At 70.9% G+C, this 24835-nt stretch carries 20 protein-coding genes and 1 pseudogene; 14 read left to right on the top strand and 7 right to left on the bottom strand.

Features of this window, described 5'->3' with window-relative positions; genetic code table 11:
- Position 1: 1 nt before the first annotated feature.
- Positions 2-79: pseudogene (locus tag ABEA87_RS35385) on the bottom strand (MerR family DNA-binding transcriptional regulator); the annotation flags it as partial.
- A 173-nt stretch (positions 80-252) separates the two neighbouring features.
- On the opposite strand from ABEA87_RS35385, the gene ABEA87_RS35380 reads away from it, so the two are divergent.
- A complete protein-coding gene (locus tag ABEA87_RS35380) occupies positions 253-1209 on the top strand; it encodes an LLM class F420-dependent oxidoreductase (protein ID WP_345637253.1) in 957 nt (318 codons plus the stop codon).
- A 154-nt stretch (positions 1210-1363) separates the two neighbouring features.
- On the opposite strand, the gene ABEA87_RS35375 is transcribed toward ABEA87_RS35380, so the two are convergent.
- From ABEA87_RS35375 to ABEA87_RS35355, 5 genes are read right to left on the bottom strand one after another with little or no spacing between them, the layout of a single operon-like run.
- Entirely contained in the window at positions 1364-2419 is a 1056-nt protein-coding gene (locus tag ABEA87_RS35375; protein ID WP_345637252.1) for a glycoside hydrolase family 172 protein, read from the bottom strand.
- A gap of 34 nt (positions 2420-2453) precedes the next feature.
- Entirely contained in the window at positions 2454-3485 is a 1032-nt protein-coding gene (locus ABEA87_RS35370; protein WP_345637251.1) for a lactonase family protein, read from the bottom strand.
- 51 nt (positions 3486-3536) lie between these two features.
- Entirely contained in the window at positions 3537-4265 is a 729-nt protein-coding gene (locus tag ABEA87_RS35365; protein WP_345637250.1) for an orotidine 5'-phosphate decarboxylase / HUMPS family protein, read from the bottom strand.
- Entirely contained in the window at positions 4262-5236 is a 975-nt protein-coding gene (locus ABEA87_RS35360) for an NAD(P)-dependent oxidoreductase (protein WP_345637248.1), read from the bottom strand. The genes ABEA87_RS35365 and ABEA87_RS35360 overlap by 4 nt, the downstream gene beginning before the upstream one ends.
- On the bottom strand, positions 5233-6297 hold the full coding sequence (locus ABEA87_RS35355; protein ID WP_345637246.1) for an Ldh family oxidoreductase: 1065 nt from the start codon (positions 6295-6297) through the stop codon (positions 5233-5235). The genes ABEA87_RS35360 and ABEA87_RS35355 overlap by 4 nt, the downstream gene beginning before the upstream one ends.
- Positions 6298-6459: 162 nt before the next feature.
- Here ABEA87_RS35355 and ABEA87_RS35350 point away from each other — a divergent pair, with 162 nt between their 5' ends.
- From ABEA87_RS35350 to ABEA87_RS35315, 8 genes are all read left to right on the top strand, one after another.
- Positions 6460-7458, top strand: coding sequence for a sugar phosphate isomerase/epimerase family protein (locus ABEA87_RS35350; RefSeq protein WP_345637244.1), 999 nt, complete (start codon positions 6460-6462; stop codon positions 7456-7458).
- Complete coding sequence (locus ABEA87_RS35345; RefSeq protein ID WP_345637242.1) at positions 7433-8485, top strand: zinc-dependent alcohol dehydrogenase; 1053 nt, start codon at positions 7433-7435, stop codon at positions 8483-8485. Before ABEA87_RS35350 ends, ABEA87_RS35345 begins: the two co-directional genes overlap by 26 nt.
- Positions 8486-8492: 7 nt before the next feature.
- Positions 8493-9584 (top strand): Gfo/Idh/MocA family oxidoreductase, encoded by a 1092-nt coding sequence (locus ABEA87_RS35340; protein ID WP_345637240.1) that lies wholly within the window; start codon positions 8493-8495, stop codon positions 9582-9584.
- 16 nt (positions 9585-9600) lie between these two features.
- Positions 9601-13635 carry a hypothetical protein gene (locus ABEA87_RS35335; RefSeq protein ID WP_345637239.1) on the top strand — a complete coding sequence of 1345 codons (4035 nt, stop codon included), beginning with the start codon at positions 9601-9603 and terminating at the stop codon, positions 13633-13635.
- Positions 13632-14678 (top strand): Gfo/Idh/MocA family protein, encoded by a 1047-nt coding sequence (locus ABEA87_RS35330; RefSeq protein ID WP_345637238.1) that lies wholly within the window; start codon positions 13632-13634, stop codon positions 14676-14678. Before ABEA87_RS35335 ends, ABEA87_RS35330 begins: the two co-directional genes overlap by 4 nt.
- 68 nt (positions 14679-14746) lie before the next feature.
- Positions 14747-15721, top strand: a complete 975-nt coding sequence (locus tag ABEA87_RS35325; protein ID WP_345637236.1) for a Gfo/Idh/MocA family protein — start codon at positions 14747-14749, stop codon at positions 15719-15721.
- The gene (locus ABEA87_RS35320; RefSeq protein ID WP_345637234.1) at positions 15718-16353 is read left to right on the top strand and encodes an SGNH/GDSL hydrolase family protein; all 636 of its coding nucleotides are present in this window, start codon (positions 15718-15720) and stop codon (positions 16351-16353) included. The genes ABEA87_RS35325 and ABEA87_RS35320 overlap by 4 nt, the downstream gene beginning before the upstream one ends.
- A gap of 50 nt (positions 16354-16403) precedes the next feature.
- Positions 16404-17171, top strand: a complete 768-nt coding sequence (locus ABEA87_RS35315) for a sugar phosphate isomerase/epimerase family protein (protein ID WP_345637233.1) — start codon at positions 16404-16406, stop codon at positions 17169-17171.
- A gap of 232 nt (positions 17172-17403) precedes the next feature.
- On the opposite strand, the gene ABEA87_RS35310 is transcribed toward ABEA87_RS35315, so the two are convergent.
- The gene (locus tag ABEA87_RS35310; RefSeq protein ID WP_345637232.1) at positions 17404-19041 is read right to left on the bottom strand and encodes a hypothetical protein; all 1638 of its coding nucleotides are present in this window, start codon (positions 19039-19041) and stop codon (positions 17404-17406) included.
- 183 nt (positions 19042-19224) lie between these two features.
- Here ABEA87_RS35310 and ABEA87_RS35305 point away from each other — a divergent pair, with 183 nt between their 5' ends.
- Genes ABEA87_RS35305 through ABEA87_RS35285 form a run of 5 tightly spaced genes read left to right on the top strand, consistent with a single transcriptional unit; the run spans position 19225 to position 24796 of the window.
- The gene (locus ABEA87_RS35305; RefSeq protein ID WP_345637230.1) at positions 19225-20187 is read left to right on the top strand and encodes an ABC transporter permease; all 963 of its coding nucleotides are present in this window, start codon (positions 19225-19227) and stop codon (positions 20185-20187) included.
- Positions 20188-20201: 14 nt separating this feature from the next.
- Complete coding sequence (locus ABEA87_RS35300; RefSeq protein ID WP_345637228.1) at positions 20202-21167, top strand: carbohydrate ABC transporter permease; 966 nt, start codon at positions 20202-20204, stop codon at positions 21165-21167.
- A gap of 25 nt (positions 21168-21192) precedes the next feature.
- Complete coding sequence (locus tag ABEA87_RS35295; RefSeq protein ID WP_345637226.1) at positions 21193-22773, top strand: type 2 periplasmic-binding domain-containing protein; 1581 nt, start codon at positions 21193-21195, stop codon at positions 22771-22773.
- A complete protein-coding gene (locus tag ABEA87_RS35290; protein WP_345637224.1) occupies positions 22770-23627 on the top strand; it encodes an NAD-dependent epimerase/dehydratase family protein in 858 nt (285 codons plus the stop codon). The genes ABEA87_RS35295 and ABEA87_RS35290 overlap by 4 nt, the downstream gene beginning before the upstream one ends.
- Positions 23624-24796 (top strand): mandelate racemase/muconate lactonizing enzyme family protein, encoded by a 1173-nt coding sequence (locus ABEA87_RS35285; RefSeq protein ID WP_345637222.1) that lies wholly within the window; start codon positions 23624-23626, stop codon positions 24794-24796. The genes ABEA87_RS35290 and ABEA87_RS35285 overlap by 4 nt, the downstream gene beginning before the upstream one ends.
- Positions 24797-24835: the final 39 nt, after the last annotated feature.

Genomic DNA, 24835 nt, shown 5'->3' with positions numbered 1-24835 from the left:
TGATCAGCCGCTGCTCCTCGTACCATCTCAGTAGCCGACGGGATACGCCGGTACGCTCCGCGAGGTCCCCGATCCGCATGTGTTTCAAGCTTACGACTTGACCTTCACATTTATGTGAGGGTTCGAGACTCGCACTGGATGGGCCGCCGAGAGCAGCTCAGATCCGCACTCTGCCTAAGGCAGGGGCGTGTCTGAGGCTCGGCTCAGTTCCCGCGGCGGCCACGACGCTCACGACTACATCGAAGGTCTCTAATGAAGCTCGGACTTCGTCTGCCCCAGAGGTTGGGAGTCGACCTACAACACGACTTGGTCGAAGCAGCCAGAACGGCCGAAGCGGCCGGATACGCCAGTTTGTGGACGTACGAACAGCTCCTCTTCGCGGAGACGCCCGTCGAACCATATGCTCCGCCGGACGTGCCGTGGCCCGAAAGCGGGCGGCAGACCGCCGACCCCCTGGCAGTCCTCACGGCAGCGGCGGTGGTGACCGAACAGGTGCGCCTCGGTACCGCCGTTCTGATCGCCGCACTCCACACACCCGTACAGCTAGCGAAGGCGCTGGCCACGATCGATCAGATCAGCGGCGGCCGCGTGGTCGCAGGTATGGGCGCCGGCTGGTCCACCGACGGACTCCAGGCCACCGGCGCCACCCGAGCCGATCGCGGCCGGTTCCTCGACGAGACGCTGGACGTCTTCGATGCCGTGTGGGGGCCGGACCCGGTGAACTTCCGGAGCCCACGCGTAATCATCGACAACGCCGCGGTTCTGCCCAAGCCCGCTTCGAAAATCCCCGTGATGCTCGCCGGCGGTGCCAGCAACCTGGGCCGCAGCGGCAGTTCCACGGCCATGCAGCGCATCGCCGAACGCGCGGACGGCTGGCTGCCGCTGCTCACCACACCCGGGCCAGCCGGAGCCGCGGAACTGCGCGCGAACTGGGACCGTATCCGGGAAATGGCTGCTGAGTATGGCCGGGACCCGAGCCGGATGGAGCTGGTCGTGGTCGGAAACGTCACCTTCACCGACCGCCCGGCAGGACCTGACCGATCGGCGTTCGTCGGCACCCTCGACCAGATCATGGACGACATCGACACGGCCGCAGAGGCTGGCGCAGACGAGCTCATCGTGGATCTGAACCTGCAGGACTGGTTCACCAGCACTCGGCAAATGCTGGAGAAGGCGGTGGAGATCCGCGAACGGACCGCAGCCTCATGACCGATGCTGCCAACCCCGGCAGACGGCGGGAACGCTTCTGCTCGGGCATCAGCACGCGCGTCAGCGGGGACCTCGTTCTCGGCCGGCGCGATGGGACGTGCGCCACGGCGCCGGCCGGAGGAGTTCGGCGCACAGGTCGGGCCGCGCCGGGGATTCAGAGGGCCTCGAGCTGGTCGCGGTCGAAGGTGGCTACGCCTGCGTGCCCGGGATCCCGCTGGTACCACCAGGCGGTGGAGGCGATGTCGTCGTGCAGTGGCAGGTACCGGCGGCCGGAGCGCCAACCCAAGGCCTGTACGGTCACCCGCAGGTCCTCCTGGAAGCGCACCGGATCGGGCAGGTGCCAGCGGTACATGCCGAACCGCTGCTGGCTGCGGTAGAGGCCGTCGGGGCGCAGTACCTGTGGCATCCCCAGGTAGGGCGTGCTGTAGGCGGTGTAGCCCTGCCCGGGTACGTCGAAGTTCCACGCTCCGCCGAAGTAGTCCTCGGTGCCGGTGCCGCAGATGGTGGGGAACTCGTCATCACCGTCGAGATAGAACTTCAGCTCACCCTCGCCCCACCAGCCTGACGAGTTGGTACCCCAGGCCAGGTACGTGCCGACGTAGTGGCCAGGACCGCTGACCCGGTCGAGGATGGTGTGCACCTGCCGGTCGCCCAACGGGTTGCTGCGCCGCCACGCGGCGTGCAGGTAGCCGGCGCCTTCGGCGACCGGACCCAGCTCGTAGTCGATCTGGTAGTAGACGCTCGCTTCGTCGTCGCTCAGGTTCTCCAGTGTGACGCGGGCGCCGTGCCGGTAGGGCATCTCCCAGTAGCTGTTGAGCCCGCCGCGCGGGTTGACCGCTACCGGTACCGAGTTCACCTGGGCGAACTCGCCCCATCCCTGGCAGAAGAAGTCGCCGAGCGGCACCGCGATCGCAGGGTCGGCGGCTCCATCCCAGTAGACCCGAAGGACCATGGTGCGCCAGTACTGTTCATGGGTGGTCAGCCACAGGTGGCGGATCGTACCGGGGCCTGGCAGCTCGCCGAGAGTGGCCGTGGCGCCGGCGGCGAGCCTGATGCTGGGCGAGACCTTCCAGCCACGGCCCAGATCCCGGGCGGGGTGGGCGCCGGTGCCCTCGGTGGCGGCGCCGCCGGCACCGGGCTCACCGGTCGGGTTCTCCGCGCTGATCGAGCGGCTGAGGTTGGTGGACAGCATCGACATGTTGGGGTGCATGGTTCCTCCGCGCGAGGGCTGATCAGGGGGGCGGTTATGCGACGAGAACGCAGGCGGGTGCCCTGACATCGACCGACTGCAGGAGTTCGCCGATTGTCGCGGTACGGGGGTCGAGGGCGAACACGCAGACCCGGTCCGACAGCTGGTTCGCCACGTAGAGCCGGTCGCCGGTGACGGCGAAGTGGCGGGGCCAGTGGCCCTCGGTGGAGCGTTCCTGTTCCAGCTCCAGGCGGGTACCGGCGGCGTCGGAGCGCACCGTGAACACCGTGATGGTGTCGCGGCCGCGGTTGGCGACGTAGAGGTGGGTGCGGTCCTCGCCGAGCTGGATGTGCGAGGGGTCGTTCGTCGGGCAGGCGATGATCTGGTCGATGTCGAATGTGGACACCGACCATCGCCACCGGTAGCCGCCGTCGAGGCGGTGCAGCCCGTGGATGTGGGAGTCGAGTTCGCCGGCGACGAACAGCCAGTCGTCACGCACGACGAGGTGGCGGGGGCCGCAGCCGGGTGGGAGGGGGTGGCGGCCCACGCACGAGGGCGCGGCCCCGGGGCGGACCGCCAGTTCGACGATGGCGTCGGTGCCGAGGTCGGGGATGAGCCAGGTGCCGGTGGGCAGTTGCACGGCCTGGTGTGGGTGCGACCCCTGCTGGCGGCCGGGATGCGGCCCGGAGCCGGTGCCGACCCACACCGACGGGGTGCCCGGGTGCCCGTCGCCGTCGATCGTGAGGGCGGTGACGTGCCCGGAGGCGTAGTTGGGGATCACCAGGTGGCTGCGGTCGGCGGCGACCGCGACGTGTGCGGGACCGTCTCCGCCGGTGGTCGTCGAGGCATACGGCGTCAATCCGCCCGCGCCACGGCGGTACGTGCGGACCCGGCCGGGCGTGGTCTCGTGGGCGGCGTAGAGCAACCCGCCGGCCGAGGCGAGGAAGCTGGGGTTCGACGCCGGGGTGACGGTGGGTCGGTGCAGGAGACCGTCGCCGTCGAGTGCGAAGGAGACGATGCCGGCCTCGCTCGCCGGCGCGCCATTGGTGTAGCAGCCGACGTACACCCGGCGATCAGGCGCGTTCATGTAGCCGTTTCTCCGTTCGCGGGTGCTGGAGGATTCCAGCTGGCAGGGCGGTCACGGGTACCGGATGGTCTGCGCGTGCACCCGCCGGCACGCCTCGGTGAGGATACCCAGTAGGTCGCCGTCTGCCGCGCGGAACGACCCGGAGTCGATGGCCAGCGGCGCGCCGAAGACCACCACCGGCGCACCCATGCCGGGGCAGTCTATCGCCTGGTCGATGGACAGCCCGCCGACGGCCTGCACCGGTACCGTGGTGGCGGCCACGATGGCGGGCAGCTGGGTCAGCGGGGTGGGTCCGCCGGGGTTCAGCCGCCGGTGGTCGTAGCCGATGTGGTGCACGACCATGCCCACGCCCAGCCGCTGCAGGCGCACCGCCTCGGCGACCCGGTCGGGCGCGGCGAGGTCGTCGCCCATGACGAGCAGCCCGTACTCCTCGCCCGCCGCGCACACCTCGGTGATGGTGGCGTCGTGCGCGCGGCCCATGACGATGACCGCGTCCGCGCCCGCCTCCGCCATCATCCGCGCCTCCAACGCGCCGCCGTCCATCGTCTTGAGGTCCACCACGAGCGGGTGCGTCGGGAACTCCTCGCGCAGCGCGCGGACGGCGTGCAGCCCCTCGGCGAGCACGAGCGGGGTACCCACCTCGATCCAGTCCGCGCCGGCCGCCACGGCGGTGGTGGCGGTCTCCAGCGCGTCGTGCACCGAGGTGAGGTCGAGCGAGACCTGCACCAGCGGCGACTCGATCGTCTCGCGGGTCAGGTGCCGGATTTTCCCGGTGCTCATGCCGAATCTTCGCCTTCCACAGTGGATTCTTCGCGGGGTACGACGTTGCGCAGCGACGCGCCGCTGCGCAACGCTCGCAGGTTCTGGGTGATGAGCGCGTCGGCGCCGCGGGGGCGACCGCCGGCGGCGTGTGGCGTGATGATGACGTTCGGCAGGTCCCACAGCGGCGAGGCGGCGGGCAGCGGCTCGGTGGCGAAGACGTCCAGCGCCGCGCCGGCGATCGCCTCGCGCCGCAACGCCGCGACGAGGGCGTCTTCGTCGACGGTTTCGCCCCGGCCGACGTTGACCAGCCACGCGCGTGGTGGCAGCAGGCCCAGCAGCGGCCCGTCCAGCGCCCCGCGGTTGCCCGGCGTGCCGGGCAGGATCGTGACGAGGATGTCGGTGTCGGGCAGCAGCGCCGGCAGGTCCGCGACCGCGTGTACTCGATAGCCGGCCCGGGTGCCCGCGTGGCGCGCGACGCCGGTGACCCGGGCACCCAGCGCGTCGAGCAGGGTCGCCAGCCGGGTCGCGATGCCGCCGAAACCCCAGACGGTGACCCGCGCGCCGTGGAGGGTACGCAGCGGCTCATCGAGGCGTTCGGACTGGCGCCCGCCGATCTCGGTGGCCCATCGGTGGAGCCGCTGCGCCCGCATCGCGTCGGGCAGGCTGCGTACGGCGGCGAGGCACAGGGCGAGGGCGTGCTCGGCGACGGTGTCGTCGTGCAGCGACTGTCCGGAGGTGAGGGTGACCGTGTCGGCGAAGCCGGCGCCGCGCAACGCCTCGTACCCGGCGGCGAGAGTCTGCACCCACCGCACGCGGGTCAGCCGCCGGGCGGCGTCGCGCAGCAGCGCGTCGGGGTTGCCCCACACCACGAGCGCCTCGGCGTCGTGATGGTGTGTCGGAATCGGGACCTGCGGGTCGTACGGCACGTACGCGACGCCGTCGACCGCCTCCGGCGCCAGTTCGACGCTGGTCGGCAGCAACACTTTCACGCGGCTTCGCCCCGCGGGAGCCAGGGCACACCATACCGGCCGCCGAGGGCGGTCAGCTCCTCGACCGTGTCGCGGGCCAGCGGGATGCCGTCGCGTCGACGCAGCGTGAGGGTGCGCGCCTCGGGCTCGCCGGGCAGCAGCACTGGCCGGCTCGCATCGGTGGGTGCGCTCGTATGCACCATTGTGGACAGTGTCCGCATCCGCGCGGCGAACTCGGCCGGCGGCATGAACGCCGAAACGTCGAGGGCGAGCATCCAATGGCCGATGTTCTGCGGCCGGTCGAGATCGCGGTACTGGTTGCCGAGTTCGCCGGCGATCGCCGCGCCGCCGAGCACGCCGGCCAGGATCTCCACCAGCATGCCCAGCGCGAAACCCTTCGCGCCACCGAGTGGGAGCAGCGCGGCGACCGCGGCCGGGTCGGTCGTGGCCCGGCCGGCGTTGTCGGCGCCCCAGTCGGGTGGGATGGTCTCGCCCCTGGTCTGCGCCACCATCACCCTGCCCATGGCGCTCGCGCTGGTGGCCATGTCCAGGCTGAACGGCTCGTCAGCGGTGGGTGCGGCGAACGCGATCGGGTTGGTACCCAGCAGGGCCTCGCGCCCACCGAACGGCACGACGATCGGCTCCGAATTGGACACCACCAGGGCGACGAACCCGGCGGCGGCCAGCGCTCGCGCGTAGAAGCCGGCCGCGCCGAAGTGGGCACTGCCGCGCACGGTGGCCGTGGCGACGTGGTGGGTGCGACCCGCCGCGATCAGCGCGTCGCACGCCGCGCGGGCGGCGAGCTGGCCGGGTGCCCCGCGGGCGTCGACCCGCACGATGCCCGCGGTCACGTCGACCGCGGGTGTGGCCGTGGGGTCGACGAGTCCGCGCTCGATGCGCTGCGCGTAGATCGGCAGTCGCATGACGCCGTGCGAGTCGATGCCGCGCAGGTTGGCGTCCACCAGCGCGGCGGCGAGGTAGGCCGCGTCCGCCTCGGGATAGCCCAGTGCCGCGGCGAGCCGGGTGACCCACGGCTGCAACTGTCCCACCGCGACCGACTGTCCCACCGCGACCGACTGCATGCCGTGCTCCCATCGCCGACGCTGCTTGCCGCCGGCGGCTCTGGTGTCCGGCGGCCTCGAGGAAGGATAGTACCCGTCGAATAGGCTATTCTGAAGATCTGAATTTGGTATGCTGTCGCCGAGTGATGACGCGGGATTCGTGACGTAGGTGGTGTCCGAGCGATGAGGATCAGTGTCTTTCCCAAGGGTGAGCTCGACGCGCTCGTGCGGTACCGGACCATGACGGTCTTCGACTGGATCGCGCAGGCCCGGCAGTTGCCCGTGGACGGTCTCGAGCTGTACTCCGGGATGTTCCCGGAGGACGGCTCGGTCGACCTGGACGCGGTGGGTGAGGCGCTGAGCGACGCCGGATTCGACATGCCGATGCTGTGCGCCTCTCCTGATTTCACCCATCCGGACCCGGACGTGCGGGCCCGCGAACTCGACCGGCAGGCCGAGATGATCCGCGTCGCGGCCCGGCTGGGTGGCCCGGGCGCCAGCTGCCGGGTCCTGTCCGGGCAGCGTCACCCCGGAGTGCGGGTGCAGCAGGGGCTGGACTACGCGGCAACGGCCATCCAGGCGCTGCTGCCACTGGCCCGTGAGCTCGACGTCACGCTGGCCATCGAGAACCACTACAAGGACGGATTCTGGGCCTACCCTGAGTTCGCGCAGCGGCGCGAGGTGTTCCTCGCGCTACTGGAGCGCATCGGCGAGCGGGTGCACTTCGGCGTGCAGTTCGACCCGTCGAACGCGATCGTCGCCGGTGACGATCCGGTGGAACTGCTGGTCGAGGTGGCCGATCGCGTGGTGACGATGCAGGCCTCGGACCGCGCGCTGGCGCCCGGGGCGACGCTCGCCGACCTGCGCGGCTCGGACGGCACGATCGGCTACTCGCCGCACCTCATTCACGGGGTCATCGGTCGCGGCCTCAACGACTACCCGCGCATCTTCGGCGCGCTCGTCGAGGTCGGGTACGACGGGTGGATCAGCATCGAGGACGGTGTGAACGGCATGGCCGAACTGCAGGAGTCGGTGCGTTTCCTGCGCGAGGCCCGGGACCGGTATTTCGGCGGATCCACCAGAGCGTTCGTGGCCACCCAGGCGGCGGCCAGACAGGCGCGGCCGCGCGAGCCGCGGTCAGAGAGGTTGGTGCACGGTGAGGGCGCTGGTCAAGTTCGGTGACCGTCCCGGCGAGGTGGCGGTCCGCGATGTCGCCGATCCGGTCGCCGGACCGGGCAGCGTGCTGGTGCGCGCGGAGTATGTCGGGGTGTGCGGGTCGGACCTGCATATGTGGCACCACACCCACAGTTGGCCGTCGGCCACTCCGGTAGTGCTCGGCCACGAGATGTGCGGCACGGTCGCCGCCGTTGGCGAGGGCGTGTCCGGCTGGTCGGTCGGCGAGCGGGTAGTCTGCGAGACGGCGGCCGAGATCTGCGGCACCTGCCCGTTCTGCCGCACCGGGCGCTACAACCTGTGCCCCGGGCGGCAGGGTTACGGCGCGACGCGTGACGGCGCGTTCAGTGAGCTGGTCCTTGCCGAACCCCGGGTGCTGCACCGGGTGCCCGACGGCATCGAGCCGGAACACGCCGCCCTGACCGAACCGTTCGCGGTGGCCTACAACGCGCTGGTGGAGCGCGCGGCGGTGCGTCCGGGCGATGTCGTCGTGGTCCAGGGCATCGGGGCGATCGGTGCGCTGGCCGTGCAGATGGTGCGCCTGCGTGGCGCCGGTACGGTCGTGGTGCTCGGCACCGACATCGACCAACCGCGCCTGGCGAAGGCGCTGGAAATGGGCGCCGACCGGGTGGTGAACGTGTCCCGCGAGGACCCGCGCGCCACGGTGGCGGCGCTCGGCGACGGGTTCGGCGCCGACCTCGTGGTGGACGCCACCGGGGTGAGCGTCGCGCTGGACCAGGCGCTGGACCTGGTCCGTCCGCTGGGCACCATCGTGAAGGTCGGGTGGGGGCCGCAGCCGCTGGGGTTCGGTCTCGACCGGCTGGTGCAGAAGGCGGTCAGCCTGCACGGGTCGTTCTCGCACTCCTGGCAGACCTGGGAGCGGGTGCTGGGTCTGTTCGCGTCCGGCCGCCTCGACCCGCGCGCGGTGCTCGGCGGGGTCTACGCGCTGGAGAACTGGCAGGAGGGGTTCGAGGCGATGGCGACCGGACGCAACATCAAGTCGGTGATCAGGATGACCCCTCCGTGGCAGGGGTGAGGCGGGGATGAGCTACACCCACCTGGAGGTGGACGCGCGTGGCCCGCTGCGTGTTGCCGTCCTCGGGGTCGGCTGGATGGGTCGCTTCCACGCGGCGAGCGTCGCGCAACGGGTTCCCGGTCTGGTCCTCGAGGCGATCGCGGACCCCGACGAGGCGTCCGCCGCCGCGCTGGCGCGCCGGCTCGGGGTGGCGAAGGTCGCCGCGGACGCCGACACCGTGCTGGCCGACCCGGACGTCGACGCGGTGGTCATCGCCTCGCCGCCGCGGTTCCACCCGGCTCAGATGAGCCAGGCCGCCGCCGCCGGGAAGGCGGTCTTCTGCGAGAAACCGGCCGCCCTCACACTGTCCGGACTGGACGCCGGGATCGCGAACGTCGAAGCGGCCGGGGTGCCGCTGCAGATCGGGTTCAACCGGCGTTATGGCGCCGGATTCGCCCGCGGGTACCGGCTGGTGCGCGAGGGTGCCGTGGGTACGCCGCACCTGATGCGCTCGCTGACCCGCGACCCGGCACCGTTGGATCCGGCGACCATCAAGCCCCACGCCATCTTCATCGAGACGCTGATCCACGACTTCGACATCCTCAACTGGTTCAACAGCGACGCGGTCGCGATCGACGCGCACGCCGTCGCGGCCGCGCTGGTCCGGCCGGACTGGGCGCCCGCCGGCCTGCTGGACACCGCGGTGGTCACCATCCGGTACGACAACGGCGCGCTGGCCACCGCGGAGGCGAGCCTGCAGACCAGCTACGGCTACGACGTGCGGCTTGAGGTCTTCGGCCCGGACGGAATGGTGACGGCCGGCGGGGCACCGGAGCCGGACGCCCGCCACTACGGGTCGCACGGTGTGAGCGCCGGCACGCATCAGCTCAATGTGGAACTGTTCCACGATGCGTACGTGGCGGAGCTGACCGACTTCCGCGACCTGGTCCTCGCCTGGCGGGCGGGCATCGATCCTGCCCGGTTCGCCCGGCAGCGCCCCGCGATGGCCGGCGCCGCCGACGTCCGGGCGGCACTCGCCGTGGCCGAGGCGGCGATCGCATCGCTCCAGTGCGGTACGGCGGTCGCCGTGGACCACAGCGTCCGGCAGGCCACGGCGTGATGGCAGGGGGAGCCGGATGTCCGTGACCGTACGCACCACAGCCGGTGGCGTCGAGGTCGTCGTCGCCGACGAGCTGCGCCACCCGCGATTCAACTGGCCGCTCTCGCGCATCGCCGTACCGGTCGGGCTTCCCGCCGGCTGGGATCCCGCCGGGGGACTGGTCGCCTCGCGCGACGACCGGCCGGTGCCGGCGCAGCTCGGTCGGGTGCGCCGCGCGCCGGACGGATCGGCCGACGCCACCGTGTATCTGCTGACCGACCTGCCCGCCGGTGCCAGTCGCGCGGTGCGTCTGGCGCCCGCTCCGGTCATGTCGGCACCGGTGCCGGGCGAGATTTCGCCCGGCACCGTGGGTGTGGAGCAGCGGGCCGACGCGATGGCCGCTCCGCGCGTCGCGCAGCGGGGCGACGCGATCACGGTCGACAACGGCCTGGTGCGGGTGGAGATCGCCGGCAGCGATTCCGCGGCCGCGGGCGGCGCGCTGCTGCGTTTCGGCGACGCCTCCCGGTGGCTGGGCGAAGCCACGCTCGCGGGAGCCGGTACGCCGCAGCGGGTGGAGATCCGGCCGGGCGGCCGGGGCCCGGTCTTCTGCGAGTACACGGTGGACCTCCGGTTCGCCGGTGACCGGCGCTACTGGCTGACCGTGCGGGTCACCGCCGGCATGGAGTTCGTCGAACTCGACGAGCGCATCGAGGGCTTCGCCGCCGCCGATGACGCCGCGCTGGTCTTCGACTGGTACGCGGTCGGCTGGACCCACCGGTACTGCGCGAACCGTCCCGAGTCTCCCGACACGCCGCTGGCCGGGTACGGCGAGGCCGCCTGGGAGCCCGTCGACCGTGCCCTGGGTCCGGCCGGGGCGATGCCCATGGTGCTGGTGCCCTACCACAACTGGCTGACCTGGTGGCGGCTGCCCGCCGCGGCGTTCTGGTCCGAACCGCTCGGGGTCTCCGTCGGCGTGTTCATCACCGATCACGAGCGCTGGGACGACGGCGAGTGGGCCATCTGGTCCTCCTCGACCACTCTCGCGGGCCGGTTCTTTTTCGACGCCGGCCGGCTGCGCTGGCACTTCCCGCTGGCCACCGGCACCCGCAGTCTGGCCGTCGCCGCGTACCCCCACGAGCGTGACGTGCGGGCGGTGGACGGCAGCGGTTTCCCGCTGGCCCACATCGACACCCTGCACCGCTGGCACGCGTGGCTACCGCTGGACAAGGTGAAGGACTGGACCCTGGACCACGTCGAGCCCGGGTCGACCTATCCGCGCTTCTTCGACACCGCCCACCACGCACTGCCCGACGCGGGCGGCGCGCCAACCGAGCCCCCGCCGACCGGGTCGCGAGCGCCGGCGCGGCCCACCCAGCCGGAAAGGCCGGCACCTCCGACCGACAAGGACCTGGTCGCGCGCGTCGACCTGCTGCGCGACCTGATCGCCCGCGACGCGCCGACGCTGAACACCATCCCGGACGGCACGCCGCGCAGCAACCACGGCCCCACGCCGGTGGGCAGCCGCGAAGTTCACGAGCTGCTGATCCCGCTGTTCGACGAGGTCGCCGGCGCGCTGGGCGAGGGCGAGCGACGCGACCTGGGCGCCGCGCTGCAGTTCCTCGCGCACGTGTTCGCGGACGAGACGCTGATGCCCACCCGCCGGATGCTCGCCGGCCACCCGAACTTCCTCGCCGACGTGCTCGCCACGGTGGTCGCGCTGCCGTTCCTGTTCCCGACCCATCCTCAGGCGCGCCGCATGGTCGACCACATCGAACGGGCCACCGCGCTGAATCTCAAATATCACACTCGTCCGGACGTACCGCTGTGGTGGGCGCAGGGCGGCAGGTGGACGGAGAACCTCGGCTGCTACGTCTGGCGCCCGGTCGAGTTGACGGTACTCATCGGCCACCTGCTGCGCCGGTTCTTCGACGGTCACAACCGGGCGGCCCGGCCGGAGACCTCGGCGCTGGGCTGGTGGCTGCTCAACACCCTCTCCGCCCCGATGCGCGCGGCCGGCGGCCGGCGCACCCTGCCCCCGCAGGGGGCGCACGCCCACGGCGGCGAACCGTACCGCGGGCTGCGCGCGCTCGGCCAGGAACTGGTGAACTACGACCCGCTGCTCGCCGAGTACCTGCTGTGGGCGGTCCCGCCGAGCCCCCACGACGGGGAGCCGCGACGGCCGGGCAGCTACGACGCGGGCAGCCACCTGCAGGCCGGCGGCTGGCAGGACAACGGCGGCACCGACCCGCAGCTGGAGTCGGCGAAGTTCACCGGATACGGCTTCGTGCTGCGCGCCGCGGTCGGCACGCCCGACGAGGTCAGCGTGCACCTGCAGCAGATCGACGCCGGCCCGAACTACCGGTGGGGCCGGGCGGCGCGGGGCGGCAACGGCGTCGTGTACTACTACGCCGCCGGGCAGCGCTACAGCTCCAACAATGTCGAGGACGTCGGTGACCTGGCACGCGGGGACGTGGAACGGTGCACCAACTTCGGTGTCCGAAAACCCGGCGGGTACCGGGATCTGGGCGCGTACCGCGGCGTCGGACCCAACGAGCTCACCGAACCGCTGCACGACCTCGGGTTCGCGCAGTTCGCCCGGGTCATCGCCGCGGGATCGGCGACGCCGGAATACACCGCGCGCAACGCGCTGCTCTGCGGCGCGGAATACCTGGTGCTGTTCGACGAGGTACGCGACGGGGTGCCCGGGCGGTTGTCGTGGTTCGTCGACGACGGCGCGCCGTTCCCGTCGATCGCCCAGCTGGTGCCCGGCGCGCGGCCGACCCTGGTGCCGCCCGACCCCGAGCCGGAGGGCCGGGGCGACGCCCAGCACGAGTGGCGGCCGACCAAGGGCCGCTACTACGACGGAACGGGAAGCTTCCTCACCGTGGTCAGCCACCTCGACGCCGTACGCGCCGAGGCGACGCCGCACGGGTGCCGGGTACGGGTGGGCGACCGTGAGGATCTGGTGTTCCTCACCGCGCGGGCCCGGCCGTTCGACGACGGCCACGGCGTGGTCTTCGACGGCACGGTAGGGATCGTGCGCAGACTCGCCGAGGACCACCACGAGGCGGCGCTGTTCGCGGGTACCCGGCTGGGGGTGCCCGGGGTCACGGTGACCACCGACGGCAGGGTCGCGGTGGGCGTGCGCACCGGCCGGTCCGGCGCCGCCGGTGGCACGATCAGCGCGCCCACGGCCGCCACGGTGGTCCTCGCCGGGCCGCCGTCCGGCGAGGGGCGCGTGTTCTACCTGGATGGGCAGCCGCTCGCCGGTGAGCGGACCGGCGACGGCCTACGCCTGCGCATCCCGGCCGGCCGCCACCGCTGGGAGTGGCTCGACGGGCCACCGACGCCCGGCCGACCCACGGTGGTGCGCACCGAGAACCGCGCGGGCGGATGCGCCGTCGTGTGGACCCCGGTGGCCGGGGCGGTGTCCTACCGCGTGCAGTGCAGCACCGACGGCGGCACCACCTGGCAAGACGTGTCCACGGTGGATGAACCGCGGTACGTGCTGAGCGGTCTGACCGACGGGGTGAAGGTGCATGTGCGTGTGGTGGCCGTGGGTGAGCACACCGACGGTAGCCCGTCGCGGCCCTACCCGGTCTACGTCACCGCCGACCCGCCGCCGCACCCCGACGGCCTGCTGCTGGCCCGAGCCGCCGGCGGCGGCATCGTGGCCGTCTGGGGGGAGGTGTTGGGGGCGCACCAGTACCGCCTGTACCGCCGCCGCGCCGGGGAATCCGAGTACACGTGTGTCGCCGCCGGCCTCGGGCGGCGGTACGTCGACGTCGAGGCCGCGAGCGGCACCGCCGCGGCGGCCGCGGGCGCCGGGAAGATTGTCGAGTACCGGGTCAGCGCGGTCAACGGCAACGGGGAGAGCCCACCATCCCCGGCACGCGACACCGACCCGGCCGGTGTCATCGACGCCGATCCCCGGCCGGACGAGGTGTTCAGGCGTTCCACCCAGAGCTACGAAAACGGCTATGAAGAGGTGAATCCATGGATCGAGGAGCGGCAGCCCATCCTGAGTTATCCGCGGCCGCAGCGCCGGCACTGGACGGCGTGGCGCCAGTGACCGCGAACCCCGCGGCGCAAACGACCGTGCCGGTGGACCTGGCGGTGGTGGGTCTGCACTTCGGCCGCAAGATGCTCGACGAGCTGCGCGCAGCCGACGGGCTGATCCGCGTCGCCGGCGTGTGTGATCTCGACCAGGATCTCGCCGCCGGCACCGCCGCACGGTTCGCCACGCACCAGTATCCCGACCTGCCGGCGGTACTGGCCGATCCGAACATTCAGGCGGTCGCGCTGTTCACCGGACCGGTGGGTCGGGCCGGCCTGATCCGTCAGGCGATCCGCGCGGGCAAGCATGTGATGACCACCAAGCCGTTCGAGCTCGACCCCGCCGCGGCACACGACGTGCTGACCGAGGCTCGTCGACGCGGGTTGGTGGTGTGGCTCAACTCGCCGTCCCCGCGGCTGCCCGCCGACCTCGCTCAGATCCAGCAGTGGTGCGGCGAGCTCGACCTTGGCCGGCCGGTCGGCGCGCAGGCGGCGATCTGGGCGTCCTACCAGGAGACCGCCGACGGCAGTTGGCTCGACGATCCCGAGCGCTGCCCGGTCGCACCGATCTGCCGACTCGGCATCTACCTCATCAACGACCTGATCCGGCTGTTCGGGCCGGCCCGTCAGGTGCAGGTGATGCAGCGGCGGCTACGCACCGGCCGACCGACCCCGGACAACGCCCACCTCACCGTCGGCTTCGACGGCGGCGTCATCGCGGGCGTCTACTCCTCGTTCTGCGTGGACGACGGCCGGCCGTACCGGGACCGGGCGACGCTCACCTACGAGCGCGGCACCGTCACCCGTACCCGCGACGAATCCGGCACCGTGACGCTCGAGCTGGCTCGCGGCGGCCATCCCGTACTGAGGCAAACGGTGATCGACGCCGAGAACGGGGCGTACCACTGCGACGAGTTCGTCAAGGCCGTCCACGGCGGACATCCCGGCGCCGGGCCGCGCCACGTCGAGGACATCGTGGCCGGAGTCAGCGTGCTGGCGGCGATGGGGCGGGCAGCCGGCTCCGGGCGCATCGAGGACGTTCCCGCGGTCGGCGTGTGATCGTGATGCTCGGCACCGGCCCGCACGGCCGCGGTCGGGGTGGGAGCAGTTCCGCACCCGGTCTCGGCGTGGGCCTCTACGGCCACAACGGACACCAGATCCAGCGGCTGCTCGACGGCCATCCGCGGGCGCGGCTGGTGGCCACCGCCGGCGTGCCGCCGCGGCTGCTGCCCGGTCGATTGCGCGACGACCCGTCGGTGCGCAGGTACGGCAGTCTCGCGGAGCTGCTGCGGGACCCGCGCGTGGACCTGGTGTCGCTGTGTTCACCCCGGCGCGGCGACCAGGCCGGCGACGCCGTCGACTGCCTGCGCGCCGGGCGCGCGGTGTACGCCGAGAAGCCGGCCGCACTCACCGAACCGGATCTCGACCGGATCCTGGGCGCCGCCCGCGAGTCAGGCGTGGCCTTCCGCGAGATGGCCGGTACCGCGTTCGACCAGCCGTACCTGGCACTGCGCTCGCTCGTCGCGGCCGGCACCATCGGTACGGTGGCGCAGATCGCGGTGCAGAAGTCGTACCCGTACCACGACGGGCGGCCGTACGACGACGAGGTGGACGGCGGCCTGATCGGCAACGCCGGCATCCACGCCTTCCGCCTGATCGAACACGCGGCGGGGCAGCGCATCACCGAGGTGACCGGGGTGTGCACGACCTCGGGTTGCCCGCCGGGCCGCAACCTCACCATGGCCGCCTCGCTGACGATGCGCTGCGCCTCCGGCGCCGTGGCCACCGCGACCGTCAACTACCTCAACCCGGCCGGCGTCGATCGGTGGGGCAACGACGAGCTGCGCGTGTTCGGCTCGGCGGGAATGGTGGAGGTCACCGCCGGCGAGACCCGCGGGCGGCTGTTTGTCGGCGACACCGACCGCGGCCGGTTGGACGCCGTCGCGCCAGCACCCGACTACTTCGACCGCTTCGTGGGTCATCTGCTCGACGGGGCACCGATGCCGCTGTCCGTGGACGACGAGCTGCACCCGACCCGCATCGCCATCCGGGCGCGGCAGCAGAGCGCACCAGCGCCACCGCACAGAGAGGTTCCGGCATGACACTGGCCATTCGGCCCGAGAGCACCGTGCTGTTCATCGGCGACAGCATCACCGATGCGGGCCGTGATCGCGAGAACCCGAGTTCACTCGGCTCCGGCTACGCCGCCATGACGGCCGGCCGGTTCACCGCCGAGCACCCCGGGCACCGGGTGCGCTTTCTCAACCGGGGGATCGGCGGCAATCGCGCCATCGATCTGGTCTCCCGCTGGGACACCGACTGTCTGGCCCTCAAACCCGATGTCGTCTCCATCATGGTCGGGGTCAACGATGTGTGCCGGCGTTACGACAACGACGACCCGACCCCGGTCGCGGACTTCGCCGAGCGGTACCGGCGAGTCCTCACCGCGACGGTGGACCAGGGAGCCTCGCTCATCCTGCTGGAGCCGTTCCTGGTGCCGGTCCGCGAACAGGTCTGGGACTGGCGCGAGGACCTCGATCCCAAGGTGGTCGTGGTACGCCGGATGGCACACGAGTTCGGCGCCACCCTGGTCGCCACGGACGGCCTCATGGCGCAGGCCGCCACCGCCAGCAGCCCGGCGGAGTGGTCCACCGACGGGGTGCACCCCACTCCCGCCGGACACGCCCTCATCGCGGGGGCCTGGCTGGCCGCGGTCACCGCGCAGCGCGACTGAACCCAGTCACGCCCACCCATACATCACCCCATTTAGGAACGGGAGTCCACATGCCCACCATCAATCCCCTCGGCGTGCAGCTGTACACGCTGCGCGACGTGCCCACCGACGAACGGCCGACGGTATTCAAGGCTCTCGCCGACGCCGGCTACGGCGCGGTCGAGCCGTTCAACAACAAGGCCGAGTCGCCGCAGCGGCTGCGCGCCGAGCTGGACGCGGCCGGCCTGGTCGTGTCCAGCATCCACAACCGCCCGGCCGAGGACTTCGACGGCGCGGTCGCGACCGCCCGGTCGCTGGGCACCGACACCATCATCGTGCCGTCCGGAGACCGTCGCATGTGGAGCGACGAGGCCGGGGTGCGGCAGTTCGCCCGCGACATGGGAGAGGTAGCCGCGCGGCTCGCGGATGAGGGCATCCGGCTCGGATACCACAACCACGAGTTCGAGTTCGCCGACCTGGGCGGGCGCTGCGCGCTGGAGGTGTTCGCCGACGCGCTGCCACCCGAGGTGGTGCTGGAGGTGGACACCTACTGGGCCGCGGTCGGCGGACAGGACGTACCCGCGCTGCTGCAAAGGCTCGGTGACCGGGTGCGGTTCCTGCACCTCAAGGACGGCCCGGCCACCGACACGGCGGCGCCGATGACGGCGGTGGGCGCCGGCGTGTTGCCGTTCGCCGACATCGTGGCGGCCTGCCCCTCGGCCGAGTGGCACCTCGTGGAACTCGACCGCTGCGCCACCGATGTGCTGCGGGCCGTGCTGGACAGTGCCGAGTGGCTCATCGGCCAGGGACTGGCGCGGCGGGCGGACGAGGCGGCGTGAGCCTGCCGGGGGGCCCGGCCGGGATCGCCGCGCGGCGGTAGCCCGGACCGGGCCCTCCGGCACTTTCGGGCCGCACGTGCTGGAGGTCAGGTCCGCGAGCGAACGCTCGGCGGTGACCGGGTGACTTCACCGCCACGAGCGACGCCGGTCAACCTGCCGTCCGCGACGGTGACGCTCGCGGCGAGGCTGCCGGCCCACCGGAGCGGCACCGCCCTGCGGTGGGCCGGCAGCCTCACCTCGCCGCGCGTGCCTTCGTTGTGGTCCGGCGGCGTGGCTTGGACGCCGGCGAGGTGGGGGACAGGTGGCGGTCGAGCCATTCGAGCATCGCGTCGACCTGCCGGCCGTCGAAGCGGTGCGCCACGTCGTCCAGGCGCAGGTACCGCAGGTTGTCCTCCGCGCCTGCCCGGCGGTACGCCGGGGCGACGCCCTCGTGGAAGCTCTCGATGTGGCTGGCCGGGGCGACGATGTCCTGGCCGCCGCTGATCAGTAGCAGTGGCCGTGGCGCCAGCTGGTTACCCATCCGGGGGCTGGGCCCGCCGGCGATGGTCCGGCGGCGCTCGCCCAGGTCGGCGAAGCTGCTCAGCAGGGTGATGTCGCAGATCGGCATCACCGCCACGGCGCAGCCGATGCGGGGGTCGGCGGCGAGCTTCAGCAGGGTCTGCATGCCGCCGCCGGACTGACCGGCCACCGCGATCTGGGCGGGCGAGGAGACCACGCCCAGGGCGAGCGCGGCGTCGATGAGTTCCGGGGTCTCGGTAGTGACCTGTTCGAGGTAGTCGGGACCCTCGTCGAGCAGGCCGGCGCGGAACAATTCGTTGGTGTCCTGCCAGACCCACTTGCGCTCGCCGTGCCCGGGGGGGTCGGGCAGCAGCACGTTGTGGCCGGCGTTGAGTAGAGCGGAGACGAAGTACGGCGAGACGTAGTCGCCGGCTCCCTGCGGCGGTGCCAGCTCCTCTTTGCGGGCGCCGACGTAGGAGTAGAAGATGACCAGCGACGGCGTCTTCGCCGGCTGCGGCTGGCTCAGCAGGATCGCGGGGATCGGTGCTCCGCTGGTGGACAGCAGCAACTGCCGGCGATGCGGCCAGCCCCGCCAGGGTGAGGCCGGCCCGGGTGGGCCGGCGTAGAACGAGATGTCGCGCACCAGCTCCGCGAGGGTCTCCGCCAGCAGCGGCCCGGTCAGCTCCACGGCGGCGGTGCCCGGCAGGGGGATGAACATGTCGGCCAGCTTGAGCAGCCGGCTGGCCGAGCGCAGCGCCACGTACACGATCCGGGCCGACGCCGCGCGGGCCAGGTTGATCGGCTCCAGCCACGCCTCCTCGTCGCCCGCGCCGCCGAGCAGGATGACCACCGCGCCGGTGGGCAGAGCGGCCGCGCGCTGGGCGCAGTACTCCGGCACGACGGTCGCGCTCGCGGGCACGTCGAGCCGGGCCAACCGGGCGGCCAGCAGGCTGGCCGCGGCGGCGAACACCGGTGAGGCCCACACCTCCACCCGCGAGGCGTGGCGCACCGCCTTGGCGACCTCGGAGGCGGTAGCGTCGCTGCGCAGGCCGCCCGCCACCGCGGCGAACGGGTCGGTGGACCCGCCGGTCGCGGCGGCTCCGTCGGCGGCGAAGTCGGCCGCCACGCCCAGCCGCAGCGCGACGTAGCTGGGGAAGCCGACGCTGCGGGAGAAGCGCGAGACGGTGGGCTGCGCGACATCGCACAGCGCGGCGAACTCGTTGATAGCCAACGCGATGACCTGGGCGGGATCGGCCAGCACGCGTTCGGCGACCCGACGTTCAGATGGTGACAGCGAGTCGAGGGACGCGCGGATGCGATCCAGGGCGGCCGCGCGGGTCCCTGGGCTTGGGGCTTGCTCAAGCAGGGCCATGCTCTGAAGCATACTTCAGCCCGTATCGAAGAATCTATTATCCCCGGCCGACCTGGAGACAGTGATGGTCAAACTCGCGATGTGCGGCGTATGGACACTCCATTGCGAGGGCTGGTATAAATCTTGCGAGAGTTACGTATCTAACATCCTGGCGCGGGTTGACCGGTTGAAAGAGGCGGTGCAATGGTGTCGAGCACGCCGGCGTTGGCGACCACCGGGCAGTCGCGAGGGCTCGGGGCACGTCTGGGCAAGCTCGGCCGCTCGTACTGGCGCCACCGCTACCTCATCCTGATGTTCCTCCCCGGATTCGCGCTGTTCCTGCTGTTCGCCTACGGCCCGCTGTACGGGATCGTCATCGCGTTCCAGAACTACAGTGTGGTCCGTGGGATCAGCGGCTCCTCGTGGGTCGGGCTGCAGAACTTCACCAGCCTCTTCTCCGGGCCGGAGTTCCTGCACGCGCTGCGCAACACCGTCGTCTTCGCCGGTCTGAACCTGGTGGTGATCTTCCCGGCACCGATCGTGCTGGCACTACTGCTCAACGAGTGCCGGTGGAAGTGGTTCGTCCGCCTGGTGCAGACCATCTCATACCTGCCGCACTTCATCTCCTGGGTGGTGCTGGCCGGTATCCTGTTCCAGTTCTTCGGTCAGCTGGGTGCGGTCAACGCCGTCCTGCACGTCTTCGGCTTACCCAGCCAGGCCTGGCTCTACGAGCCGAACAAGTTCTACGTGATCTACGTCGTCTCCGCCATCTGGGCCGGGGTGGGCTGGGGAGCGATCATCTACATCGCGGCGCTCGCCGGAGTCGACCAGCAGCTCTACGAGGCCGCCCGGGTCGATGGCTCCTCCCGCCTGCAACGGATGCGGCACGTGTCGTTGCCGGGCATCGCCCCCACCATCTCCATCATGTTCCTGTTGCAGATCTCCCACTTCCTCGCCGTCGGGTTCGACCAGATCTACAACCTGATGACGCCGATCACGCAAGACAGCGCCGACATCCTGGACACCTATGTGCTGCGCCATGTCTTGTCGTACGACTTCTCACAGGGCATGGCGGCGGCCATCTTCCAGTCCGTCATCGGGCTGGTGCTGGTGTTCATCGGCAACCGCGTGGTGCGTCGTCTCGATCCCGACCAAAGCCTCTGGTGAGGAGTGCCATATCCATGGCCGTACCTACCGCTACCGTCGCCGTTTCCGCCAGTGGATCGCTGGTCGAGCCGCCCGCCGCACCTGGGCGCCGCTGGCGTCGCCGCCAGCGCCGCACCCCCGGGGAATGGGTACTGGACATCTTCATCGTGGTGGTTCTCGCGGTGCTGGCGATCGCCACCCTGTACCCGTTCCTGTTCGAGCTCACCATCTCACTGTCCACCCCCGCCGACGCCCAGCAATCGGGCCTGCACATCCTGCCCACGGACCCGTCCACCGCATCCTGGCACGCCGTGCTCGCCTCGTCCGGCATCCTGCGCGCCTACCTGAACACCATCGCCCGGACCGTGGCGGCGACCGTGCTGACCGTCGTGCTGACCGCGATGATGGCCTACCCGCTGGCTCAGCGCAGCTTCCCGCACCGGCGCCTGATCAACTTCCTGCTGCTGTTCTCGATGCTGTTCTCCGGTGGCTTCATCCCGCTGTTCTTGCTCGTGAAGAACCTCGGCCTGCTGGACAGCCGGTGGTCGCTGGTGCTGCCGGGCGCGGTCGCCGCGATGAACGTCATCCTGATGCGCAACTTCTTCCAGGCCATTCCGGGTGAGCTCATCGACGCAGCCCGCGCCGACGGTGCCTCGGAAATGCGCGTCCTGTTCCGCATCATCCTGCCCCTGTCCAAACCCGTCCTCGCCGTCGTCGGACTGTGGACCGCCCTGGCCAACTGGAACGCCTGGTTCGACGCGCTGCTGTACATCAACGACCCGAACAAGCAGGTCCTGCAAATGTTCATCCGGGACACGGTTCTCACCCAGGCAGACCCGATCCTCGGCGGGACCAATCCGGCCATGCTCGGCGCGGCACCGACGAGCCAGACACTGGGCGCCGCCGCGGTCATGATCGCTACCCTGCCCATCATCGCCCTGTATCCGTTCCTCCAGAAGTACTTCGCGCGAGGCATCCTGCTCGGCTCGGTCAAGGGCTGAAGCCGCCGATCAGAAGAGGCATGTCATGACCACACACCCCACACACAATCCCGTCCAGGTCAGCCGGCGCGGTCTGCTCGCGGCGGCCGCCGGTATCGCCGGCGTCACGGTGTTCGGCACCGCGGCCTGCGGCAGCGATGACGACACGAGCAAGTCCACCAACAGCGCCGCCATCAACTACTACTACCAACCGTGCGGCCTGAAAAAGGGCGCGTACTCGATGACCGAGATGCAGAAGACGTTCGGCATCACGTTCACCGACGTCTACGCACTGTCGATGGACGACTACTCCACCAGGTTCCAGACCAACCTCGCGCAGAACAAGATTCCGGACGTGATGGCCATCAACGGCCCGGACATGCTGCAGAAGTTCGCCGAGCAGGGCGCCTTCGGGGAGGTGCCGGTCGACTTCGTCCGGGAGAACGCGCCGAAGTTCGCGGCCGGCGTGGACAAGTACGTGCCGGCCGCCTGGTCCACCACCCTGTTCGACGGCAAGAACTACGGCTTTCCAGGCATCGGCGGCCCCGGCTCGCGGGCCAACGCGTTCACCGAGTGGCGCAGTGACCTGCTGGAAAAGGCCGGGGTGAGCGGCGTGCCGGACACCATCGACGAGTACGAGAGCGCGTTCGCGGCGCTGAAGAAAATCGGTGTGTACGGCATGAGCACCAACGGTCAGAGCTTCTTCGGCGCCTTCATGACAATCTTCGGTGCCTACGGCGTGCTGCCCATGCAGTGGCAGGTCTCGGGCGGGAAGGTGGTCAACGACTCCGTCCGGCCGGAGACCAAGCAGGCGCTGGAGTTGCTGGCCGCCTGGTACAAGAAGGGCTACATCGACCCCGAGTGCATGGGGCCGGACCCGTCCCCGAAGTTCGTCGCCGGGAAGGTCGCCATGTGGGACTACGGAGGCCCGAGCGACCTGGACCTGACCAACGCCGGCGGCCGGCTGGTCGCCATCAGGAAGACCAACCCGAACGGCAACATCGCCTTCAGCGCTCCGATGCAGGGCCCGGGCGGGCGCAACGGCTGGACCTTCGGCGCCGCGGGCTGGCCCGTCGCCTTCAGCCCGGACGCGGCCAAGGACAAGGAAAAGCTCAAGCACGTCCTGCAGATCTGGGACCGCGTCTGGAGCGACGACGAACTGGCAACCCGGCTGTCCATCGGCGTCGAGGGAACCATGTACAAGCTCACCGACTCGGCCAAGGGCATCGCGGGCGGCTTCGAGTGGATCGGCAAGTACGTCGACCCGTTGGCCCGGCAGGCGGAGGGCTTCAACTCGTACGGCGCCCCCTTCATCGGCCAGCCCAACTGGGACATCGCGGCGTCGCTCGCCCAGCCGGATCCGACCGCCCAGCAGATGATCGCAACCTACGGCAAGTACGCCCGCGCCGACCTGTTCGAGAACTCGATGGCCGTGCCCGGCTCCGGGCAGTACGCCGCCGACCTGCAGAACTTGAAGGTCAAGGCATTCAGCCAGATCATCACCGGGGCGGCGCCGCTGTCCTCATTCGACAGCTTCGTCAGCCAGTGGAACGCCCAGGGCGGTTCGCAGCTGCAAAAGGCCGCCAACGACCTGTACCAGCAGACCGGTGGGGGCAAGCACAAGTGACGGCGGCACGGACCCCGCGCCGGGTCCTGGTCACCGGCGGCGCGGGGAAGCTCGGGATGGCGGTCGGCGCCCGGTTCGCCGCGGCCGGCGTCGAGGTGGTCGCGGTGGACCGGGTCAGCCCGGCCACCCGGCCACCGGCCGGGGTGACGCCGGTGGTCGCCGACCTCACCGACGCCGACACGGTCCGCCGCGTCGCCGCCGGCTGCGACGCGGTGGTGCACGTGGCCAAGGGCGGCCACAACGAGCCGGAGGTCTTCGCGGTCAACACCACCGCGACGTTCAACGTGCTCGCGGCCGTGGCCGCGGCGGGCATCGGACACGCGGCCATCGCGTCGAGCGTCTGCGCGTACGGCACCACGTTCGCCAAACGTCCCTTTCCGTTCCGCTACGCACCGGTCGACGAGGACCACCCGCTCACCCCTCAGGACGCGTACAGCCTGTCGAAAGTGGTCGACGAAGCCACCGGTCGGGCATTCGTGGACGGGTACGGGATGAGCGTGGTGGCGCTGCGGTTCCACTGGCTCGGCGCGGCCGGCGAGGTCCGGGCCGCCGCCGCCCGGCTGGCCGCCTCGGCACCGGCGCCGTCCCGCGACCTGTGGTGCTACACCGAGATCAACGACGCCGCCCGGGCCTGCGAGCTGGCGCTGGCGGTGCCCGAAGGCTTCCATGCGCTGAACATCTGCGCCGCCGACAGCCTGTCGGAGGTGCCCACCGAGAAGCTGCTCGCGCAGTTCTACCCGGAGACCGAGATCCGCACCCCGATCGTGGGCACGGCCAGCGCCTGGTCGATCGAACGGGCCCGGGAAATTCTGGGCTTCGTACCCGAGTACTCGTGGAGAGGCACCACCGCGTGAAAATCACCGATGTCCGGACCGCACTGCTGGGCGACACCCTGGTGGTGAGGGTGACCACCGACGAGGGGATCTGCGGGTACGGCTGCGTCGAGCGGACCCGGGAGTTCGTCCGGCCGTTGTTCGACATCCTGGCGCCATATGTGATCGGGGAGAACCCCACCGAGGTCGAGCGCACGATGCTGAAGATCCGCCGGCTCGGCGCCTTCAAGCCGTGGGGCAAGGCGGTCAGCGCGATCGAGGTGGCCCTGTGGGACCTGGCCGGCAAGGCCGCCGGCCTGCCGATCCACCGGCTGCTCGGCGGCAAGGTCCGGGACCGGGTGCGGGTCTACAACGGCGGCAAGAACTATCCCGGCGACACCCTCGCCGAACAGATCGCCAACCTGAAGGCGGGGCCCGAGGGCTTCACCATGATCAAGGGCGGATCGGCGTTCCACGGCGGCATGTCGAAGGTGCCCAACTTCACATACTCCGAACCGCGCGACGGCTGGGCCTACTCCACCCGCGGCCCGCTCACCGAGTGGGCGCTGAAGGACACCATCAACCGGGTCGCCGAACTCAAGGAGCTGCTCGGCGACGACATCGGGCTGGCCCTGGACTGCGGCCCGGGGTGGACGCTGCCGGACGCCATCAAGTTCGCCAAGGCCGTCGAGCCGTACAACCTGCTCTGGCTGGAGGACCTGCTCACCGGCGACTACACCCCCTACATCAACCCCCGCCAGTACCGCGAGCTGACCGCCAGCACCACCACCCCCATCCACACCGGTGAGCAGATCTACCTACGGCAGAACTTCGTGGAGCTGCTGTCCACCAACGCGGTCCGAGTGATCGGGCCGGATCCGCTGGACGTCGGCGGCCTCGCCGAACTCAAGTGGGTCGCCGAACTCGCCGACGTGTACGGCGTGCTGATCGCCCCGCACGGCACCTTGGACGGTCTGATCGGCCTCGCCGCGCTGGTTCAGGTCTCCGCCACGCTCCCGGACAATTACCTCGCCTTCGAATATCCGGTCGGACGCCCTGACTGGTGGTACGACATCATCACCGGCCTGCCCGACCCGATCGTCAAGGACGGTTTCATCGAGGTCTGGGACGCGCCCGGCCTCGGCATCGACTTCAACGTGGACGAGGCCAAGCGGTACCTGTCCGAACAGGACCAGGGCTTCTTCGACTAGACGGGGGATCACCCGACCATTCCGAAGCCGGCCGCGGAT

It is taken from the genome of Rugosimonospora acidiphila, assembly GCF_039543385.1.
Taxonomy (GTDB): domain Bacteria; phylum Actinomycetota; class Actinomycetes; order Mycobacteriales; family Micromonosporaceae; genus Rugosimonospora; species Rugosimonospora acidiphila.
Note: the sequence above shows the minus strand (reverse complement) of the source record. Positions and strands in the feature narration are given on the sequence as shown.

Excerpts from the sequence above, each read along its gene's own strand:
- ABEA87_RS35380 (WP_345637253.1), top strand. The coding sequence starts at position 253 with ATGAAGCTCGGACTTCGTCTGCCCCAGAGGTTGGGAGTCGACCTACAA.
- ABEA87_RS35375 (WP_345637252.1), bottom strand. The coding sequence starts at position 2,419 with ATGCACCCCAACATGTCGATGCTGTCCACCAACCTCAGCCGCTCGATC.
- ABEA87_RS35370 (WP_345637251.1), bottom strand. The coding sequence starts at position 3,485 with ATGAACGCGCCTGATCGCCGGGTGTACGTCGGCTGCTACACCAATGGC.
- ABEA87_RS35365 (WP_345637250.1), bottom strand. The coding sequence starts at position 4,265 with ATGAGCACCGGGAAAATCCGGCACCTGACCCGCGAGACGATCGAGTCG.
- ABEA87_RS35355 (WP_345637246.1), bottom strand. The coding sequence starts at position 6,297 with ATGCAGTCGGTCGCGGTGGGACAGTCGGTCGCGGTGGGACAGTTGCAG.
- ABEA87_RS35350 (WP_345637244.1), top strand. The coding sequence starts at position 6,460 with ATGAGGATCAGTGTCTTTCCCAAGGGTGAGCTCGACGCGCTCGTGCGG.
- ABEA87_RS35340 (WP_345637240.1), top strand. The coding sequence starts at position 8,493 with ATGAGCTACACCCACCTGGAGGTGGACGCGCGTGGCCCGCTGCGTGTT.
- ABEA87_RS35335 (WP_345637239.1), top strand. The coding sequence starts at position 9,601 with ATGTCCGTGACCGTACGCACCACAGCCGGTGGCGTCGAGGTCGTCGTC.
- ABEA87_RS35320 (WP_345637234.1), top strand. The coding sequence starts at position 15,718 with ATGACACTGGCCATTCGGCCCGAGAGCACCGTGCTGTTCATCGGCGAC.
- ABEA87_RS35315 (WP_345637233.1), top strand. The coding sequence starts at position 16,404 with ATGCCCACCATCAATCCCCTCGGCGTGCAGCTGTACACGCTGCGCGAC.
- ABEA87_RS35310 (WP_345637232.1), bottom strand. The coding sequence starts at position 19,041 with ATGGCCCTGCTTGAGCAAGCCCCAAGCCCAGGGACCCGCGCGGCCGCC.
- ABEA87_RS35305 (WP_345637230.1), top strand. The coding sequence starts at position 19,225 with ATGGTGTCGAGCACGCCGGCGTTGGCGACCACCGGGCAGTCGCGAGGG.
- ABEA87_RS35300 (WP_345637228.1), top strand. The coding sequence starts at position 20,202 with ATGGCCGTACCTACCGCTACCGTCGCCGTTTCCGCCAGTGGATCGCTG.
- ABEA87_RS35295 (WP_345637226.1), top strand. The coding sequence starts at position 21,193 with ATGACCACACACCCCACACACAATCCCGTCCAGGTCAGCCGGCGCGGT.